This window comes from Methylobacterium sp. CM6244, assembly GCF_054817885.1.
In genome coordinates this window covers 530,049-548,140 of sequence record NZ_CM139247.1, presented here as the reverse complement: position 1 = coordinate 548,140, position 18,092 = coordinate 530,049, and the positions used below count along the sequence as shown (strand labels likewise).

Genomic DNA, 18,092 nt, shown 5'->3' with positions numbered 1-18,092 from the left:
CGATCCGGGTTCGAACCGTCGGAGGCCCGGCGGAACGACATCGTCCAGGGTCGGAGCGGACGAGTGTTCCGCAGCCATGACCGACTCTGAATGGCATTCGATGTCGGCGGGGCACCATCCTGCGTCATTCGTCTGCGGAGCGAGGGCTCAAAGTGCCTCGCCGGCCATGTAGTCGATACGAAGACGTCCTGATCGGCGATAGCGGCATTAATATCCTGACGGGCTTGGCCGGTAACGATTTCCTCCGGGGAGTAGGAGCATCCGATACACTGATCGGCGGCGACGGCAATGATAAGCTGGCAGTTACCAATGCACCAGCGCTGGTCGACGGGGGAAATGGGCAGGACAGGCTCCTGCTTCTTGGAGCCGATACTTTCACGTTCACCGACACAAGCTTCAAGAGTATCGAGACGATCTATGTGCGCGGAGCACTGACCCTCGATCTGTCGGGCGTGACCGCAGGCACTACGATCAACCTGCAGAACGCCAAGGATACCTTCGCCACGGTGTCGGGGACAAAGGGGAACGATGTCATCAGGGCCGGCGTGGGTGACACGGTGATCGATGGCGGCACCGGTAACGACAAGCTGTATGCAGGTGGGGGAGCTGAGACCTTCACTTTCGAAATGAATTTCGGGAAGGATAACGTCTATGGTTTTGCGAAGGGCTTCGATCATTTCGACGTGTCGGCCCTCGTGAGCAGCTTCGAGGATATCAACCTTACTATGTTAAACGGGGGGGCGGACACTCTTGTCACGTTCGATGATGTTGGTCTTGGCAACAGTATCATCCTGAGAGATGTTGCTAAGGGATCCTTGAGTGGGGCGGACTTTGGACTACTGATCTAGTAGTATGTCGGTAATTTACTTCTAGAGGGTAGTCTGAATCGTCTTACGAAATGAGGATGCAGGACGGGGCGGAACGAAGCTAACGGAAGAGGCGTCCAGCGATGGCCTGCCGCACGCTGGACGCGAATGGCGACGATAAAGACCTCGGACGACGCGGCGTTATTTTCCGCCCAGTCCGACGAACCTCGGCGAAGTGCAGATGCTGCCGGCAAGCACAGGCGATGTTCATCATCACTGCATGCCCTTCCACGAGCGCTTGGCCCAGCAAGGCCCGCCGAAGAATGTCGCGCACGCGGCCGTGATGCGAAGGCGACTTGTGACGCTCAGCGCGATCCCTCGCGAATGCACGTCATGATGGCCAATCACGGCTCGACCATCGACGTCGTCGCCCCGCCCCGTCCCTGCGAGTCGTCTGAACCATCGGGAGAATACGATGGCAGCAGACGCGCCTCGTCGTCATCACAGTGTCGCCCAGCCTTGCGATCCAGCGCGATAGTGAGCCGGTATTTTGCCGGCCATGTTCGCCGCGAACGCATTATGCAGCATCTTCTCATTGAGGAATCGTCCCTCCCGGGGCTGATCTTCGCCCTCGCCTTCGACACGGATGGACGGGGACGCCAGGTTGCGCTGGGGGACGAGCTTCCTTCCCTCGGTGACCCGGAACACGGCTTCGTTTGGCTTCATGTCGATCTCGTCGATGCGCGGACCGAGGCGCTGATCCTTGAGGGACGCCTTGGCCCGCCCCGTCTCGCCGCCGCAACCTTCGCCCGCGACGAGCATCAGCGTGTCGTCGTCGATGGCCCTCATGCCGGCTTCGTCATCGCCGACCGGGAACGCGCTTTCGACGGGTCGTCGAGCGAAGAGCCGAACGGCCGCCTCCATTGCGTTCTCGGTCCAGGCTATCTGGTCAGTGGCCGTCGCCATGCCACGGCCTGCGCGGTCGCCGCCCGCGACGCGGTCCTGTCCGGTACCCTCGTTCCCGGCCCGGCAAAGCTGCTGGAGCGCTTCGTCGGCAGCACCATCGCATCGCTCAATGCCACGTCCGATCGCCTGTCTTCCTCCCTCGATGCCATCGAGGACGACATGCTCGACGAGGCCAAGGCCGACGATGCCAGGCCGTTGGGACCGATCCGCCGCCAATCCGTGCGCTCCCACCGTCAACTCGCCGGCTTACGCGCGGTGTTCCACCGGCTCGAGGATGAGGCCGCCATGGAGGGCGACCAATTGCCGGAAGCCGTCGGCGCCATGGCGGCGCGTGTGGTCCAGCGCCTCGATTCGCTCCACCGGGACATGCATGTCCTGTCCGAGCGCAGCCGGCTTCTCCAGGACGAGATCGCCGCCCGCACGACCGCGCTGACCAATCGCCAGCTCTTCACCCTCTCCATCCTCACGGCCCTGTTTCTGCCGCCCACCCTGGTCACGGGCGTCTTCGGCATGAACACCAAGGGCCTGTTCTTTTCCGAATCCGACAGCGGCTCCATGATCGCACTGATCATTGGCGCGCTCGCGGCGCTGGCCGTCTATGTCGTCATCCGCCGGCTCAATCTCGCCGGCCGGCCTGGTTGATCCCGAACGCGAACGCGCCCACACACCCTCGATTCATCCGACCACCGGAGCCTTCCCCCGCATGGACTTCTTTCGCCGCTTCACCGTGCTCATGTGCGCGCCTAACTTCGACCCGGACGACCTCGAGGGCGTGCGCGTCCAGCAGATCATCGGCTCTGTGGAGAAGCTCGGCTTCGAAGTGGTCCGCGCCCGCCGCGTGGAGGACGCGGCCATTGCGGTCCAGACCGATGCCGCCATCGGCTGCATGGTGGTGGATTGGGGCAAGCGCGGCCTCGACGGCAAAGCGGCTGCCCTCATCAACCTGATGCGGAAGCGCGGGCTTGAAATGCCCATCGTCATCATGGTCCGCCGCAAGCGCCTGGAGGACATCCCCGTCGAAGTGCTCGACTTCATCGACGGCTACATATTCCTGGCCGAAGAGACCCCGGACTACATCGCCCGCGGCCTGGTGAGCCGCGTGAAGCAATATGCCGAGACCCTGAAGACGCCGTTCTTCGGCGCGCTGGTCGATTACGCAGAGCAGGGCAACCAGCTCTGGACCTGCCCGGGCCATAACGGCGGCATCTTCTACAACCGCTCGCCGATCGGGCGTATCTTCGTGGAGCATCTCGGCGAGGCCGTGTTCCGCGACGACCTCGACAATTCCGTGCTCGATCTCGGCGACCTTCTGGTCCACGAAGGCCCGGCCTTGAAGGCGCAGAAAGAAGCCGCCGTCATCTTCGGCGCCGAGAAGACCTATTTCGTCCTCAACGGCACCTCGGCCTCCAACAAGATCGTGCTCTCGGCCCTGGTGGCGGAGGGCGACCTCGTCCTGTTCGACCGCAACAACCACAAGGCGGCCCATCACGGCGCCCTGTTCCTCGGCGGCGCGGTTCCGGTCTTCCTGGAGACCGACCGCAACTGCTTCGGCCTGATCGGCCCGATGTATCACGAGGCCCTCGACGAGGCGGCCATCCGTGAGAAGATCCGCACCAACCCCCTCATCACCGACAAGGAAGCCTGGAAGCGCGAGCGCCCGTTCCGCGTGGCGGTGGTGGAGCAGTGCACCTATGACGGCACCATCTACAACGCGCAGATGATCCTCGAGAAGATCGGGCATCTCTGCGACTACATCCTGTTCGACGAGGCCTGGGCGGGCTTCATGAAGTTCCACCCGCTCTTCGCCGGCCGCTTCGCCATGGGACTGAAGGGCCTCGACGAGACCTCGCCCGGCATCATCGCCACGCAATCGACCCACAAGCAGCTGGCGAGCTTCTCCCAGGCCTCGCAGATCCACACCAAGGACAGCCATATCCGCGGCCAGACCCGGCGCATCGAGCACCGGCGCTTCAACGAGACCTTCCTCGTCCACGCCTCGACCTCGCCGTTCTACCCGCTCTTCGCCTCCCTCGATGTCGGCGCGCAGATGATGAAGGGCCGCTCGGGCGTCGTCCTGTGGGACGACACGATCCGGCTCGGCATCGAATGGCGCAAGAAGGTCCGCGCCATCCGCCGCGAATTCGAGGAGAAAGAGGGCGATCCCCTGCGCCGCTGGTTCTTCGACCCCTTCGTGCCGGACACGGTAAAGGGCCCGGAGGGCAAGGTGCCGTGGGAGAGCGTCTCGACGGACGAGCTCGCCAGCGACGCGAGATACTGGGAGCTGACCCCCGGTGCCGCCTGGCACGGCTTCAACCATGTGGCGCCGAACTACGCCATGACCGACCCGAACAAGCTCACCGTGCTCACCCCCGGCTTCGACCGGCGTACGGGAGAATATGCCGAGCACGGCGTGCCCGCGCCCATCGTGGCCCAGTACCTGCGCGAAAACCGCATCGTGCCGGAGAAGAACGACCTCAACTCGCTCCTCTTCCTGCTGACGCCGGGCGTCGAATCCTCCAAGGCCGGCACGCTCATCTCCGGCCTCGTGGCCTTCAAGCGCCTGCATGACGAGAATGTGCCGCTCGAGGATGCCATGCCGGAATTCGTCCGGCGCCGGCCGAACCGCTACAAGGGCGTACGCCTGCGCGACCTCTGCGCGGATTTCCACGCCTTCCACCGCGAGCACGGCACCAGCACCCTTCAACGCAAGCAGTTCGAGCCTGGGCACCTGCCCGAGATGGTCATGACCCCGAAGGAGGCGGTGCAGCAGCTCACCCGCAACAACGTCGATTACGTGCCGATCGCGGAAGCGGAAGGCCGCGTGGCGACGACCTTGCTTCTGGTCTACCCGCCGGGCATCGGCACGGTGCTGCCGGGCGAACGACTGGACGAACGGGCGAAACCCATGCTGGACTACTTCAAGATGTTCGAGCGCTCCGCGAACCTGTTCCCGGGCTTCGAGGCCGAGATTCAGGGCGTGTTCCGCAACGTCGATCCCGATGGGACCATCCGCTTCTACACCTATGTCATGCGCGAGAATCGCCCGTGAATCCGGAAGCGCCGCCCGCCGCCTCCGATACCGGGATCATCATCCGGCCCTCCTCGGATGCGGACGTGCCGGCCATGGTGGCAATCTACGCCCACCATATTCGGCGGGGCGTAGGTGATGTGGGGGATTTCGAAGCGGATCCGCTCCATCCAGACGACCTCAAGCGCCGCCGCAAGGCCATGCGCAAGAGGCGTCTGCCGCATCTTGTGGCCGACCGCGATGGGGTGGTGGCGGGCTACGCTTACGCTGTCCCGTTCCGGAAGCGCCCGGCATATCGCTACACGCTCAAGCACTCGATCTACGTTCATCACGAGCACCTGAACGCCGGCATCGGGCGACGCCTGCTGCCGGCTTTGATCGAGGCCTGCGCCGCCGGTGGCTACCGCCAGATGATCGGCTATATCGACGCGCAGAACGAAGCGTCCCTGCGGCTCCACGAGACCTGCGGCTTCGTCCGTGTCGGCCTGTTGCCGGCGGTGGGCTACAAGTACGGCCGCTGGAGCGACAGCGTCATGGTCCAGCGGGCACTCGGCACCGGCGCCACCGACCAGCCCGGCACCTGGACACGATCAGTTGAGGCGCTGGTGGCCGGGCACGAATGGATGGGGAAGTAGCACTTCCCCATCGGGCCGGTACGGAGCGCGTCAACTCCCGCGACATCGCTCTCCATCAGGCATTTTCGAGCCCGGCATCGACCCTCGCCGCCACGTCCTGCGAGACGTCCAGGGCCTCGGCCAATCGCTTCAGGAACTCCCGCTCCTGCAGCGTATCGGCATCGATGGCCAGACGCGCTGCCGCATAGAGGCGGGCACCCTTCTCCGGCGAATCCACGCGTTCGGCGAGTTCGTCGATCTCGGCCGGGTCGGCCAGCTCCTTTTCGAGCCAGGCGCGGCCATCCTTGTCGATACCGGCCGCCTCTACCGCCTCGTCGAGGCGCTGGCGCTCCTGCGTGTCTACGATGCCGTCGGCCAAGGTCGCCGCCACCATGGCGCGCAGCATGATGCGGGCCTCGTCCTCGCCGACTTGGCTGAGATCGGGGGTTTCGGGCTCATGGGAAGGACGGAGTGCTCGAAGAGCCAGGCCCGCGACGAGGGCGAGCCCACCGAGGGCGGCCGTGGCGGCGATCCCGCCCTTGCGTGAGCGCACGAGCGCGTCGACGATCTGTCTTGCATCGGCCATGGTGGTCATCCTGAAGGCGGGTTGAGGATCAGACCGGAAACGGACGAGACCCATCCCGGGTTCAAGGCGGGCCGTGCGGTGGAATCAGCCTGCCCCGCTTGTGCCGCACGGAACGGACACGATCTGTGGCGGGTCCGTGCAGCGCCAACGGAGCCGCAAGGCAGCCCCAAGGACGATCTTCCATGACCATCACCTCCATCGAATCCCGACTTTCGGTCTCCGGCCAGCCGAACGAAGCCGAGATCGCCGACTTGGCGGGAAAAGGGTTCGCCCTGCTGATCAACAACAGGCCCGAGGGGGAAGAACCCGGCCAATTGGGCACGGAGGCCGAAGCCGCAGCCGCCAGGGCGGCGGGGCTGGCCTATCTCCATCTTCCAGTTACCGGCCCAGGCATCACACTCGACGACATCGCGCAGTTCCGCGACGCCGTGGAGGGAGCGTCCGGCCCAATCCTCGCGCATTGTCGTAGTGGTACCCGCTCGCTCACCCTCTGGGCTTTGAGCGAGGTGTTGGCGGGACGCTTGAGGCGCGATGACGTCGCGGCCTATGGCCGGGAACGGGGCTTCGACCTCAGCGGCGCAATTCGCTGGCTCGACGCGCATGGCGAGGGGATCGTCGAGGATTGAAGCCGCAGGTGGCGGTCCGCAACATTGGATCAAGCCCGTGCTGTTCGCGGCGACCGCTATGGGAGATCGGGTCCAGACGCTTCCCGATCCGAGGCCTGCACCGTCTGGCGGTCGACCTCGTCCCTGATACGGCGGCCCGCCATCAGGATCTCGAGAAGGAAGGCGACGATGGCCGCCACCGTGCAGACCAGGGCGACGCCGAAGCATCCGAACAAGACGGAGGCCGTGGCGGCATCGCGCAAGGCCCCGACGAAAAGCGTGAGCACCGCGACGCCGGTCATGATGCTGCCGAAACAGGCCAGCACCACAGCCACATCGAGCATGAAGGAGCGCTGACGCAGATAGGCCAGTTGGCGCGACAGGTGCGCCGCCTCGGCCGCATCCGCCTTCTGCAAGCTGGCGGCGGCATCATCGACACGGTCGGCCACCCGCCCAAGGCGCGTTGAGAAGACATTGAGCAGCGTCGCCAGCGCCGTCAGCAGGAAAGCGGGAGCGAGCGCGACCTGAATGACGTGGGCGATGTCGTCGGGAGCGAGGAGAGAACCGGAAGCCACCATGACGTGGCGTTACGCCATGCCGAGCAGCCCCGGAAGATCCCTCCTCGCTGCGACCGCCGTTCCTAGACCCAGACCCTCGAACGGGGTGGAGACGGGGTCGTCAGGTATAGATCATCATCTCCGCCGATGGACCGATGGCAAAGACGGCGCGGATAAGTAAGGCAGGCGCCACTGGGCCCAGATGCGACGAAGCCCCGCAACGAGTGATGCGGGGCTTCTCTTGTCGGATGAGGCTGAAATGTCTTCGCTCTTGGTGCAGGTCTTCCGTGCAGTTGCTATTGCGGGCAGCGGTGACGCTGACCGTCATTGCCCAGATAGGTGCCCGATCGCTGATCGTAGGAGCGGAAGCGCTGGATGCAGTAGGCGACGTCCTGATCGGACCCGCCGACATCCTGCTGAACCTCGACGGCGCCACCATAATAGGCTGGGGCATAGCCGCCGCCGTAATAGCCACCGTTATCGTAGTAACCGCTGCCATAGCCGTAACCGATTCCGGCTCCAGCCAAGCCTAGCCCCAAACCAAGACCGAGTCCGCCGTAGCCGTATCCCCGGCCGTAGCCACGATTGTAGCCATACCCGCGGTGATGACCGTAGCCGCCACGGTTGAAGCCACCGCCGGAGTTCGGACCGGCGGCGATCCCGCCCTGTCCGCGTCCACCGCCCCAGCCTCCCTGGCCAGCGCCCCCCAAGGCAGCGGGACCGCCGCCAGCACCGCCACGGCTCAAGCCGCCACCGCCCCAGCCTCGCCCACCACCGCCCGCAGCCGCGAGTCCCGCGCCACCAGCACCTCCACGGCTCATTCCACCGCCGCCCCAGCCGCCGCCTCCACCACCCGCGGCGAGCCCACCGCCGCCACGGCTCATGCCACCGCCGCCACCGCCACTACCCCAGCCGCCTCCGCGAGCGTCGGCGGTTGTCGGAACGAACGCGACCGCGCCGAGCAATGCGGCGGATGCGAGAATGAGTTTGTTCATGGAACGCCAGCCTGATTGTTTTTTGGAATTGATGACTGACAACGCGCCGTCAGCAGGGAAGGCTCCATTATGGGAGGGCCTTTGACGGACTGAAATATGCCGCACCGAAAATGGACTGTGCTTGCGGATGAAATCGAACACTACGGTCGCGGAGAGCTTAACGGCCCGACCCGAACGATCCGCGATCGGCGCGACGTCATCGTTGCCGTGGTGGGAGTCCTTGCATTCGACTGGGGATGTCGGCTCCGGCGATTGACAAAGGCGCGGCGAACGCAGACTTTCGAATCGTTCCGAGGGGGGCCCCGTTCAGGGGGCTGAGATAGGGCCGCAGCCCTGACCCTTGAACCTGATCCGGCTCATACCGGCGGAGGGACGGGAACTACGCTTGGGTTGTCTGCTCCAAACGAGCGGGTGCCCGTCGTCCTGACGTACCGTTGCGAACCGGATCGCCTCCCACGCCAGGAGCGAATCCGATATGAACGCACCCGTCCTTCCCAAAGACCTTTCCGGACAAGAACCCGCCAAGGGGCAGCCGCAAGCGGTGACCACCGGCCCGATCATGGGCTCGCGCAAGGTTTATGCGAGCGTGGCTGGCCGTGACGACATCCGGGTGCCGTTCCGCGAGGTCACGTTGAGTGATCCGAAGGAGGCGCCGGTGCGGGTCTACGATCCGTCTGGCCCCTATACCGAGACCGATGCCCGGATCGACCTGAATGCCGGCCTGCCCCTGCTGCGCGACCCGTGGATCGCCAAGCGCGGCTACGCCACGATCACGCCGCGCGCGGTCAAGCCCGAGGACAACGGCTTCGTGCCGGAGGACAAGCTCGTCGCCCCCTGTCCGGCGACGCGCCAGATCCGCAAGGCCGGCCCCGGCCAGATGGTGACGCAGTACGAGTTCGCCAAAGCCGGGATCATCACCGAGGAGATGATCTACGTCGCCCACCGCGAAAACCTCGCCCGCGAGACGATGCTGGAAGGCGCGCAGACCGCGCTGGCCGACGGCAACAGCTTCGGTGCCTCGCTCCCCGCCTTCATCACACCGGAATTCGTGCGCGACGAGGTGGCGCGCGGCCGCGCCATCATCCCGGCCAACATCAACCACCCCGAGGTGGAGCCGATGGCGATCGGCCGCAACTTCCTCGTCAAGATCAACGCCAATATCGGCAATTCGGCCGTGACCTCGTCGGCAGCGGAGGAGGTGGAGAAACTGGTCTGGGCGACCCGCTGGGGCGCCGACACGGTGATGGATCTCTCCACTGGTCGAAACATCCACAACATCCGCTCGTGGATCGTGCGCAACTCGCCCGTGCCCATCGGCACCGTGCCGATCTACCAGGCGCTGGAGAAGGTCGGCGGCGATCCGCTGAAGCTCGACTGGGAGGTCTTCAAGGATACCCTCATCGAGCAGGCCGAGCAGGGCATCGATTACTTCACCATCCATGCGGGCGTCCGCCTCGCCCATGTGCCGCTCACCGCGCGCCGGGTCACCGGCATTGTCAGCCGAGGCGGCTCGATCATGGCGCGCTGGTGCCTCGCCGGTCACCGGGAATCGTTCCTCTACGAGCGGTTCGACGAGATCTGCGACATCATGAGGGCCTACGACGTCTCGTTCTCGCTGGGCGACGGCCTGCGCCCTGGCTCCATCGCGGATGCCAACGACGCGGCGCAGTTTGCGGAACTCGAGACCCTCGGCGAGCTGACGAAGATCGCCTGGGACAAGGGCTGCCAGACCATGATCGAGGGTCCCGGCCACGTGCCGATGCACAAGATCAAGGTGAACATGGAAAAGCAGCTGGAGGAGTGCGGCGAGGCGCCGTTCTACACCCTCGGCCCGCTGACCACCGATATCGCACCGGGCTACGACCACATCACGTCGGGCATCGGCGCCGCCATGATCGGCTGGTTTGGCTGCGCCATGCTCTGCTACGTCACCCCGAAGGAGCATCTCGGCCTGCCCAACCGCGACGACGTCAAGGAAGGCGTCATCACCTACAAGATCGCGGCCCATGCCGCCGATCTCGCCAAGGGCCATCCGGCGGCGCAGCTGCGCGACGACGCCCTGTCACGCGCCCGGTTCGACTTCCGCTGGGAGGACCAGTTCAACCTGTCGCTCGATCCCGACACGGCGCGCGCCTACCACGACGAGACCCTGCCGAAGGACGCCCACAAGGTTGCGCATTTCTGCTCGATGTGCGGCCCCAAATTCTGCTCGATGAAGATCACGCAGGATCTGCGCGCCGAGGTCCTGGCGATGGAGGCGGCCGGTCAGGTGTTGGGCGAGGCGACGCCCATGAGCCAGGCCGAACGCGAGGCGGGAATGGCGGCCAAATCCGCCGAGTTCCAGGCCGAGGGCGGCAAGCTCTACGTCGACGCGGCCGAATAGGCCGCCTCGCCTCACCCTCTCGCGCCCGGCGCGAGAGGGCATTACCCCGTTGTCAGGCTCCGCGTGCGTAGCGGCTGACGGCGAGGTCCGGGGTGGCGATGTCCGGCGTGCGGCCGGAGATAAGATCGGCCAGCACCCGGCCCGAGCCGCAGGCCATGGTCCAGCCCAGGGTGCCGTGGCCGGTATTAGTGTAGAGGTTCGACAGGCGCGTTCCGCCGACGATGGGCGTGCCGTCCGGCGTCATCGGCCGCAGGCCGGTCCAGAACGTGGCCTGCGAGAGATCGCCGCCCGCCGGGAACAGATCACCGACGGAGCGGACTAGGGTTTCCCGGCGCGGTCCCCGCAGGACCGCGCTGAAACCGGCGAGCTCGGCGGTGCCGCCGACCCGGATGCGGTCGCCGAGCCGGGTGATCGCGACCTTGTAGGTCTCGTCCATCACCGTCGAGACCGGGGCGGCGTCGATATTGGTGACCGGCAGGGTGAGGGAATACCCCTTCACCGGATAGACCGGCAGGTCGATGCCGAAGGGCCGGAGCAGAGCCGGGGTGTAGCTGCCCATGGCCGCCACATAGGCGTCGGCGGTCAGCACCTCGCCCGCTGCCGTCGCCACGCCGCTGATCCGGTCGCCTTCGCTGCGCAGGCCTGTGATGGCCGTGCCGTAGCGGAAGACCACACCAAGGTCTTCGCAGAGTGCGGCGAGCCGCTGGGTGAAGAGGTGGGCGTCGCCGGTCTCGTCGCCGGGGAGCCGCAGGCCGCCGACGAAGGTCCCGGCCACCCGCGCCAGGGCCGGCTCGGCCATGATGCAACCGGCGGGCTCCAGCACCGCGTAGGGAACGCCATAGGCGTCGAGGACGCGGGTGTCGTCCCCGACATGATCGAGCTGCTTCTGCGTCCGGAACAGCTGGAGCGTGCCCTGCTCGCGGTGATCGTAGGCGATGCCGGTCTCGGCGCGCAGGTCGCGCAGCACGTCGCGGCTGTATTCGGCCAGACGCACCATCCGGCCCTTGTTGCGCTGGTAGGCTTCCTCCGTGCAATTCGCCAGCATCCGGGCGAGCCAGCCGTAGAAACGCGGCTCGAAGCTCGGCCAGACCACGAGGGGCCGGTGGCGCATCATCAGCCACTTCATCGCCTTGAGGGGAATGCCGGGCGCCGCCCAGGGCGCCGAATATCCCGGTGAGACCTGGCCGGCATTGGCGAAACTCGTCTCGAGCCCCGCCGCCGGCTGGCGCTCCAGCACGGTGACCCGGTGGCCGGCTTTGGCCAGGTAATAGGCCGAGGTGACGCCGACGACACCGCCACCGAGGATCAGGACATGCATGGCCGGCGTTCCGTAGAGGGTCGGGGTTAGGGTCCGGAATGAGCTTGGCACCCCGAGCGGGCTCGCATGGGCGGGCCAACACGTCACCTTGCTCAGTCCCTATGGCGTGTCGCAGGTTTCAGGCCGCAGAAGCGGCGACACTCGTTGCGAAACCCGCCCAGGGCCTGTTCGATCGGGTTTTCCAGCGGATGCTTGTGCCAGAGCAGATCATCCCAGCAGACCACCTCATCCTGAGGCGCCCTTTGCTTGAGCAAAGGGCCTCGAAGGAGCCCTCCAGTCGTCTCCCGATCCCTGGAAGCCTCCTTCGAGGCCGCTACGCGGCACCTCAGGATGAGGTTAAGCTCTAGAATAAGAACTCAAACGGTTGTCAGAGTTCGCCGGTGAGGAACTGCGCCCGGCCGTGGCCGAAGGACCAATCCTCGTCGGTGTTCTCCACCGTGGAGACCATGACGTCGGCCGGGGCGATGCCGCAGGCGGCTTCGAGCTTCTCGGTCAGCAGCTTGTAGAACAGCTGCTTCTTCGCTTTGCCGCGCGGCCGGGTGATCATCTGGACCACCACAACGTCCTTGGTGCGCGGGATGTCGAGCCCGGTATCCTCGACGATCATCCGCGAGGGCTTGTGCTCGGTGACGATCTGGTAGCGGTCGCCCGGCGGGACGTTGAACGCCTCCAGCATTGCCTCGTGCGCGGCGTCGAGGAGCGTCTTCAGTTCGGAATCGGTGCGGCCTTCCAGGATATCGAAGCGCATCAGGGGCATGTCGGTTCAACCTTTGAAGAGAATGGAACGGGTCACGGGCCGTCTATCGGGAGTGCGCCGGCCGCCGGTCAGGCTTCGGCGCGGATGAGACCGCGCAGCATCTCGATCATGCCGGTGATCTCGGCGGGGGTCGAGATGAAGGGCGGGCCCATGGCGATGGTGTCGCCGGTGAAGCGCAGGAGGATGCCTTCGCGCAGGCCGCGCTCGAAGATCCGCAGAGCGCGCGCGCCGGGCTGGCCCGGTGTCGGTTCGAGATCGACGGCCGCCGTCAGGCCGAAATTGCGGATGTCCTTGATGCCCGGTTCGTCGCGCAGCGTGTGGACGGCCCCCTCGAGGATCGGCTCCAACTCGCGCACGCGGGCGAAGAGGTCGCCCTCCTCCATCAGGTCGAGGGAGGCATGGGCGACGGCCGCCGCCAGGGGATGGCCCGAATAGGTGTAGCCGTGGAACAGCTCCACCGCCGCGGCCGGCCCGGTCATGAACGTGTCGTAGATCTCCTTGCGGACGATGACGCCGCCCATGGGCACGATGCCGTTGGTGATGCCCTTGGCGAAGGTGATCATGTCCGGGATCACGCCGAGGCGGTCAGCGCCGAAGGGCGCGCCGAGGCGGCCGAAACCGGTGATCACCTCGTCGAAGATCAGCAGGATGCCATGGCGCGTGCAGATTTCGCGCAGGCGCTGGAGATAGCCGAGCGGCGGCACGATGACCCCGGCCGAACCCTGCAGCGGCTCGACGATGACGCAGGCGATCGTGCCCGCATCGTGGAGCGCCACCATCCGTTCGAGGTCGTCGGCGAAATGCGCGCCCCAAGTCGGCTGGCCCTTCGAGAACGCCATCTCGGCATAATCGTGGGTATGGCGCAGGTGGTCGACGCCCTGGATCATCGCGGTGGCGAACATCTTGCGGTTGGCCACCATGCCGCCCACCGACATGCCGCCGAAGCCGACGCCGTGATAGCCCTTCTCACGGCCGATCATGCGGAAGCGGCCGGCCTCGCCGCGCAGGCGATGATAGCCGAGGGCGATCTTGAGGGCGGTATCGACGGCCTCCGAGCCGGAATTGGTGAAGAACACCCGGTCCAGCCCGTCCGGCGCCATGTCGGCGATGCGCTCGGCCAGCCGTAGCGTCACCGGGTTGGTCATCTGGAAGGCGGTGCAGTAGTCGAGCGTCTCGGCCTGCCGGCGCAGGGCCTCGACGATCCGCGGCTGCGCATGGCCGAGGGGGCAGCACCACAGGCCCGACAGGCTGTCGAACAGCTCGCGCCCCTCGGCGGTGCGGTAATAGGCGCCCTTCGCCGAGGTGATGATGCGCGGCGTCGGGTCGGCCTTCACATGGCGATTGGGCGTGAACGGCATCCAGTATGGCTCGACGTTGAGCTGCCGGTTCGCCGCCTGATCGATGATCGCATGATCCATGTGTCTCTCCGCCGATCCGCGATGCAAGATCCCGACCCTCGCCGCGCTGCGTTATCGCCCGGCCCTGGCTCACCGACTATCGACAGTTGGCGGGTTGGCACGCGCAGCTGTATCTGTTCACCCACCCATACAGTCGGATCGCCGAGACCGGCCTCGCCCGTGGATGACGGCCCATGATCAGCCTCGACCCCGCCAGCACCGCCCCCCTCGTCGCCCAGTTGGTGGAGGCCTTCTCCGAGCGCATCCGCAGCGGAGGCGTGGCGCCGGGCGCCCGACTGCCCTCGGTGCGCAAGCTGGCCGTTCAGTGCGGCGTGAGCACGCTCACCGTCTCGAACGCCTACAATCGGCTGGTCGCGGACGGCCTGCTCGAAGCCCGACGCGCGAGCGGATACTTCGTCTCGGCCCGGCTGCTTGATCGCAAAGCCGTCGTCCACCGGCGGAAACCCGTGCAGATCTCGGTGGATTCCGGCTGGCTGCTCCAGCGGGTCTACGAGGAGGACGCTTTCACCGTCAAAGCCGGCTGCGGCTGGCTGCCCGACAGCCACCTGTTCGCCGACGGGATCAAGCAGGCCCTGGCGGCCCTGGCGCGGCGCCCCGACCGGCTGGTCTCGCGCTATGGGCATCCCCTCGGCCACGCGCCCTTGCGCCGGGCGATCCAGCTGCTCCTTGCCCAGCGCAACATCGAGTGCGAGCCGGACCAGATCCTGCTGACGCATGGGGCGAGCCAGGCCCTCGATTTGACCATGCGGACCTTCCTCCAGCCGGGCGACGTCGCCTTCGTGGACGATCCTGGCTATTGCAACCTCTACCCCTCGCTCCACGCGATGGGGGTGACCATCGTCGGCGTCGAGCGGACCCTCCAGGGGCCGTCGATCCCCGCGCTCCAGGCACTGGCGGAGCGGCACAAGCCGAAGCTGTTCTTCACCAATACGAGCTTCCACAACCCCACCGGGACGTCCTGCTCGCCGGCCACCGCCTACCAGATCCTCCGCATCGCCGAGAAACACGACTTCCAGATCGTCGAGGACGACATCTATGCGAGCTTCGTCGAGGAGACGGCGCCCAGCATCGCCAGCCTCGACCAGCTCGCGCGCGTCATCCACATCAGCAGCTTCTCGAAGACCATCTCGCCCGCCCTGAGAGTCGGCTATCTCGCCTGCAACCCCGAGAATGCGCAGCGGCTCCTGCGCATGAAGATGGCGGCGAGCCTGACGAGCTCGGAAATCTCCGAGAGCATCGTCCACTCGATCCTGACGGAAGGCCAGTACCGCCTCCACATCGCGCGGCTCCGCGAAAAGCTCGCCGCCGAGCAGAAGATTGTGGCCGAGGCCCTGCTCTCGGTGGGCCTGTCGCTGTTTCACCGCCCCGCCAACGGGCTCTTCCTCTGGGCCGGCTTCGGCGGCGATCCGGACACGGCCGGCCTCGCGCAAAGGGCCGCCGCGAAGGGCATCATGCTCGCCCCCGGACACCTGTTCCGCGCCGATCAGGAGCCGACCCCGTGGCTGCGCTTCAACGTGGCGCATGCCAACGCGCCGGCCCTGTTCCGCTTCCTCGACACCGAGCGGCCCGCGCCCGCGTGACTTACGAGGCCGAACCGGCGAGAACTCCGCATTCCCAACGCATCCCAGCTTGAGCGGCGATGACAAACGATTTCACCCTCGACCCGCGCCTCGTCGCCGACACCGTGCCGGTGGGCGACCTCGCCTTGTGCAGTATCCTGCTGATGGACGACGCCCGGTTTCCCTGGCTGATCCTGGTGCCGCGCCGGGCGGGTGCTAGCGAACTCACCGACCTGTCGGCGGAGGATGCGCGCGACCTCATGGACGAGATCCGGATCGCCACCGGCGTGATGCTGGCCCTCGCCAAGCCCGACAAGGTCAACGTCGCGGCCTTGGGCAACGTCGTACCGCAGCTCCATGTCCATGTGATCGGGCGTTTCCTGTCCGATCCGGCCTGGCCCTCGCCGGTCTGGGGCGTAGGCACGCGCCAGTCCTATCCGCACCACGCCCGCGCCCAGATGATCGAGCGCATCGGCGCCCTGTTCGCGGCCGCCTGATGAGCGCGCGCCTCGACCAACTCGGCTATGCGGAAAGCCGGCTCGTCCGCCATTCGGCCGAGAGCAGCGACCTCGTGCCGAAGCCGGACGCGCCGGATGCGCGGATCGTGCTGGTGGCGGGGGACCGCATCGTCCTTGCCGGCGATACGGCGCTCCTCCCCTCCGGGCAGGCGGCGAGTGCCTGTCACGCCGATCTCACGCTCTTCCTCGGCCGCCTCGACGGGGCTCCGGTCTTCGCCTGCGCGGTCTCGCCGGAGTCCGCCGACGGGTACGAGTCCGATCCCGGCTTCCGCACCACCGACCTGCGCAGCCTCGCCGCCGAGAATGCGGTAGCGCCGCATGAACTCGGCCTCCTCGCCACGGCGAAATCCATCCTGGCCTGGCATGCCCGCCACGGCTTCTGCGCCAATTGCGGAACGGCCACCCGTTTCGCCGCCGGCGGTTTCCGCCGCGAATGCTCGACCTGCGAGACCCATCACTTCCCCCGCGTCGATCCCGTGGTGATCATGCTGATCCGCCGTGGAGAAACCTGTCTGCTCGGCCGCTCGCCGCGCTTCAAGGAGGGGATGTATTCCTGCCTCGCCGGCTTCCTGGAGCCCGGCGAGACCATCGAGGACGCGGTCCGCCGCGAGACCCTCGAAGAGGCGGGGCTGAGGATCGGCGCGGTGACCTACCACGCCTCGCAGCCTTGGCCGTTCCCGTCGTCGCTGATGATCGGCTGCGCGGCGGAGGCCCTGGACGAAGCGATCACCATCGATCCGGCAGAGCTCGCGGACGCCCGCTGGTTCACCCGCAACGAGGTGGCGGCGATGATCGCCGGCACCCATGGCGAGGGACTGACCGTGCCGCCGCCTATGGCGATCGCTCATCTGCTCATGCGTGCCTTCGTCGAGGAGCGGCTTTAATGGGCTGTGGAAACCGGTCGACAGACTCACGGCAGTGGCATTTTTGTACCTCCCCGAGGAGGAGTTAGCCACGTCGCGTCATGGTTAAAAATTTCGGACGATCGGTCCGAAATTGTGTCTTCCCGGCACTATCCCAGGATCGCTCCGTTGATTCACGTCGCTGCCGTCAATGGAGGCGGCGAGGGGAAGATGGCGAAAGTTTTGTTGGGTGTCGGCGCGATAATCGGGCTGATGACCGGGACCGCGGCTGCGGCGGACCTACCCCGCCGCGCTGCGCCGCCACCCGTCTTCGTGCCGCTTCCGAGCTTCAGCTGGACCGGCTTCTACGCCGGTGTGCAGGCCGGATACGGCTTCACCGACCGGCAGACCGTCCGCACGGCGGCGACCTCGGTGAATGGCAGCGGCACCGATCTCTTCATCGAGCGCGCCGGCATCGCCTCGCTGTCCTCCCGGCAGGAAGGCTTCGTGGCCGGCGGTCAGGCCGGGTACAATTACCAGCTCACCTCCGGCGCGGGCCTCGTCCTCGGCATCGAGACCGACATTGCCTATACCGACCTGGACGAGACCAAGCGCAGGTCGCGCGGCATCTTCGGGTCGGGCAGCGATTCGGCCGTGGTCACCACCACGCGTCAGAGCCTCGATTTCCTCGGCACCGTGCGCGGCCGGCTCGGTTACGCGTTCGATCGCGTCCTGGTCTACGGCACCGGCGGTCTCGCCTACGGCAACGTGAACTACCAGAGCGCGTCGAGCTTGCAGTTGGGGGGAACTCCGACCCTCGACCTCTTCGCCGGCGGGATCGACCGTCTCGAGACGGGCTTCGCCTATGGCGGGGGCATCGAATACGCCATGCCGACCGAGAGTTTCCTCAACGTCTTCCGCTCCTCCGCGGTGACGCTGAAAGTGGAATACCTGCATTACGATCTCGGCAAGCGCAGCGTCCCGCTGACAAGCTCCAGCGGACTCGGCCAGTCCCTCGTGGAGGCGACGTCGCGCTTCCGCTCGGAGGGAAGCGTCGTCCGGGTCGGGCTGAACTACAAGTTCGGCTCCTGAGCCATCGGGACATCCGGCTCGCGATGCCCTCCGGGGCATCGCGACAGC

16 protein-coding genes and 1 riboswitch are annotated in these 18,092 nt (G+C 66.3%); of the genes, 10 read left to right on the top strand and 6 right to left on the bottom strand.

The annotated features are described in order from the left end of the window. Window positions 1-152: 152 nt before the first annotated feature. From ACYQML_RS02570 to ACYQML_RS02555, 4 genes are all read left to right on the top strand, one after another. Window positions 153-848 carry a M10 family metallopeptidase C-terminal domain-containing protein gene (locus ACYQML_RS02570; protein WP_461234602.1) on the top strand — a complete coding sequence of 232 codons (696 nt, stop codon included), beginning with the start codon at window positions 153-155 and terminating at the stop codon, window positions 846-848. A 537-nt stretch (window positions 849-1,385) separates the two neighbouring features. Then, window positions 1,386-2,414 (top strand): CorA family divalent cation transporter, encoded by a 1,029-nt coding sequence (locus ACYQML_RS02565; RefSeq protein WP_461222130.1) that lies wholly within the window; start codon window positions 1,386-1,388, stop codon window positions 2,412-2,414. Window positions 2,415-2,475: 61 nt separating this feature from the next. After that, window positions 2,476-4,821: an Orn/Lys/Arg family decarboxylase gene (locus tag ACYQML_RS02560; protein WP_461234601.1), complete on the top strand. Its 2,346-nt coding sequence runs from the start codon at window positions 2,476-2,478 to the stop codon at window positions 4,819-4,821. Beyond that, complete coding sequence (locus ACYQML_RS02555; protein ID WP_461234600.1) at window positions 4,818-5,435, top strand: GNAT family N-acetyltransferase; 618 nt, start codon at window positions 4,818-4,820, stop codon at window positions 5,433-5,435. Before ACYQML_RS02560 ends, ACYQML_RS02555 begins: the two co-directional genes overlap by 4 nt. 55 nt (window positions 5,436-5,490) lie before the next feature. On the opposite strand, the gene ACYQML_RS02550 is transcribed toward ACYQML_RS02555, so the two are convergent. Further along, window positions 5,491-6,000, bottom strand: a complete 510-nt coding sequence (locus tag ACYQML_RS02550) for a DUF533 domain-containing protein (RefSeq protein ID WP_056423228.1) — start codon at window positions 5,998-6,000, stop codon at window positions 5,491-5,493. A gap of 182 nt (window positions 6,001-6,182) precedes the next feature. On the opposite strand from ACYQML_RS02550, the gene ACYQML_RS02545 reads away from it, so the two are divergent. Continuing rightward, complete coding sequence (locus ACYQML_RS02545; RefSeq protein WP_461234599.1) at window positions 6,183-6,626, top strand: protein tyrosine phosphatase family protein; 444 nt, start codon at window positions 6,183-6,185, stop codon at window positions 6,624-6,626. Window positions 6,627-6,682: 56 nt separating this feature from the next. Here ACYQML_RS02545 and ACYQML_RS02540 read toward each other — a convergent pair whose 3' ends face one another. Together ACYQML_RS02540 and ACYQML_RS02535 are read right to left on the bottom strand one after the other, a co-directional pair. After that, the gene (locus ACYQML_RS02540; RefSeq protein WP_461234598.1) at window positions 6,683-7,183 is read right to left on the bottom strand and encodes a DUF2721 domain-containing protein; all 501 of its coding nucleotides are present in this window, start codon (window positions 7,181-7,183) and stop codon (window positions 6,683-6,685) included. A 275-nt stretch (window positions 7,184-7,458) separates the two neighbouring features. Next, complete coding sequence (locus tag ACYQML_RS02535; RefSeq protein WP_461234597.1) at window positions 7,459-8,157, bottom strand: BA14K family protein; 699 nt, start codon at window positions 8,155-8,157, stop codon at window positions 7,459-7,461. Window positions 8,158-8,440: 283 nt separating this feature from the next. Continuing rightward, window positions 8,441-8,547, top strand: a riboswitch (TPP riboswitch). An 85-nt stretch (window positions 8,548-8,632) separates the two neighbouring features. On the opposite strand from ACYQML_RS02535, the gene thiC reads away from it, so the two are divergent. Beyond that, window positions 8,633-10,540 (top strand): phosphomethylpyrimidine synthase ThiC, encoded by a 1,908-nt coding sequence (thiC, locus tag ACYQML_RS02530; protein ID WP_056141096.1) that lies wholly within the window; start codon window positions 8,633-8,635, stop codon window positions 10,538-10,540. Between the two features lie 52 nt (window positions 10,541-10,592). On the opposite strand, the gene ACYQML_RS02525 is transcribed toward thiC, so the two are convergent. The 3 genes from ACYQML_RS02525 to aptA form a co-directional block, all read right to left on the bottom strand. Beyond that, entirely contained in the window at window positions 10,593-11,909 is a 1,317-nt protein-coding gene (locus ACYQML_RS02525) for a D-amino acid dehydrogenase (RefSeq protein ID WP_461234596.1), read from the bottom strand. Between the two features lie 316 nt (window positions 11,910-12,225). Then, window positions 12,226-12,615: a tautomerase family protein gene (locus ACYQML_RS02520; RefSeq protein ID WP_461234595.1), complete on the bottom strand. Its 390-nt coding sequence runs from the start codon at window positions 12,613-12,615 to the stop codon at window positions 12,226-12,228. 68 nt (window positions 12,616-12,683) lie between these two features. Beyond that, window positions 12,684-14,033, bottom strand: a complete 1,350-nt coding sequence (gene aptA, locus ACYQML_RS02515) for an omega-aminotransferase AptA (protein ID WP_461234594.1) — start codon at window positions 14,031-14,033, stop codon at window positions 12,684-12,686. Between the two features lie 173 nt (window positions 14,034-14,206). Here aptA and ACYQML_RS02510 point away from each other — a divergent pair, with 173 nt between their 5' ends. The 4 genes from ACYQML_RS02510 to ACYQML_RS02495 all read left to right on the top strand — a co-directional run bounded on the left by ACYQML_RS02510 (window position 14,207) and on the right by ACYQML_RS02495 (window position 18,044). Beyond that, window positions 14,207-15,613 carry an aminotransferase-like domain-containing protein gene (locus tag ACYQML_RS02510; RefSeq protein ID WP_461234593.1) on the top strand — a complete coding sequence of 469 codons (1,407 nt, stop codon included), beginning with the start codon at window positions 14,207-14,209 and terminating at the stop codon, window positions 15,611-15,613. A gap of 59 nt (window positions 15,614-15,672) precedes the next feature. After that, on the top strand, window positions 15,673-16,089 hold the full coding sequence (locus tag ACYQML_RS02505) for an HIT domain-containing protein (protein ID WP_461234592.1): 417 nt from the start codon (window positions 15,673-15,675) through the stop codon (window positions 16,087-16,089). After that, window positions 16,089-16,994, top strand: a complete 906-nt coding sequence (gene nudC, locus ACYQML_RS02500; RefSeq protein ID WP_419953031.1) for an NAD(+) diphosphatase — start codon at window positions 16,089-16,091, stop codon at window positions 16,992-16,994. The genes ACYQML_RS02505 and nudC overlap by 1 nt, the downstream gene beginning before the upstream one ends. Before the next feature lie 231 nt (window positions 16,995-17,225). After that, complete coding sequence (locus ACYQML_RS02495; RefSeq protein WP_461234591.1) at window positions 17,226-18,044, top strand: outer membrane protein; 819 nt, start codon at window positions 17,226-17,228, stop codon at window positions 18,042-18,044. Window positions 18,045-18,092 lie beyond the last annotated feature (48 nt).

Excerpts from the sequence above, each read along its gene's own strand:
- ACYQML_RS02510 (WP_461234593.1), top strand. The coding sequence starts at position 14,207 with ATGATCAGCCTCGACCCCGCCAGCACCGCCCCCCTCGTCGCCCAGTTG.
- nudC (WP_419953031.1), top strand. The coding sequence starts at position 16,089 with ATGAGCGCGCGCCTCGACCAACTCGGCTATGCGGAAAGCCGGCTCGTC.
- ACYQML_RS02545 (WP_461234599.1), top strand. The coding sequence starts at position 6,183 with ATGACCATCACCTCCATCGAATCCCGACTTTCGGTCTCCGGCCAGCCG.
- aptA (WP_461234594.1), bottom strand. The coding sequence starts at position 14,033 with ATGGATCATGCGATCATCGATCAGGCGGCGAACCGGCAGCTCAACGTC.
- ACYQML_RS02550 (WP_056423228.1), bottom strand. The coding sequence starts at position 6,000 with ATGGCCGATGCAAGACAGATCGTCGACGCGCTCGTGCGCTCACGCAAG.
- thiC (WP_056141096.1), top strand. The coding sequence starts at position 8,633 with ATGAACGCACCCGTCCTTCCCAAAGACCTTTCCGGACAAGAACCCGCC.
- ACYQML_RS02540 (WP_461234598.1), bottom strand. The coding sequence starts at position 7,183 with ATGGTGGCTTCCGGTTCTCTCCTCGCTCCCGACGACATCGCCCACGTC.
- ACYQML_RS02520 (WP_461234595.1), bottom strand. The coding sequence starts at position 12,615 with ATGCCCCTGATGCGCTTCGATATCCTGGAAGGCCGCACCGATTCCGAA.
- ACYQML_RS02560 (WP_461234601.1), top strand. The coding sequence starts at position 2,476 with ATGGACTTCTTTCGCCGCTTCACCGTGCTCATGTGCGCGCCTAACTTC.
- ACYQML_RS02505 (WP_461234592.1), top strand. The coding sequence starts at position 15,673 with ATGACAAACGATTTCACCCTCGACCCGCGCCTCGTCGCCGACACCGTG.
- ACYQML_RS02535 (WP_461234597.1), bottom strand. The coding sequence starts at position 8,157 with ATGAACAAACTCATTCTCGCATCCGCCGCATTGCTCGGCGCGGTCGCG.
- ACYQML_RS02565 (WP_461222130.1), top strand. The coding sequence starts at position 1,386 with ATGCAGCATCTTCTCATTGAGGAATCGTCCCTCCCGGGGCTGATCTTC.
- ACYQML_RS02495 (WP_461234591.1), top strand. The coding sequence starts at position 17,226 with ATGACCGGGACCGCGGCTGCGGCGGACCTACCCCGCCGCGCTGCGCCG.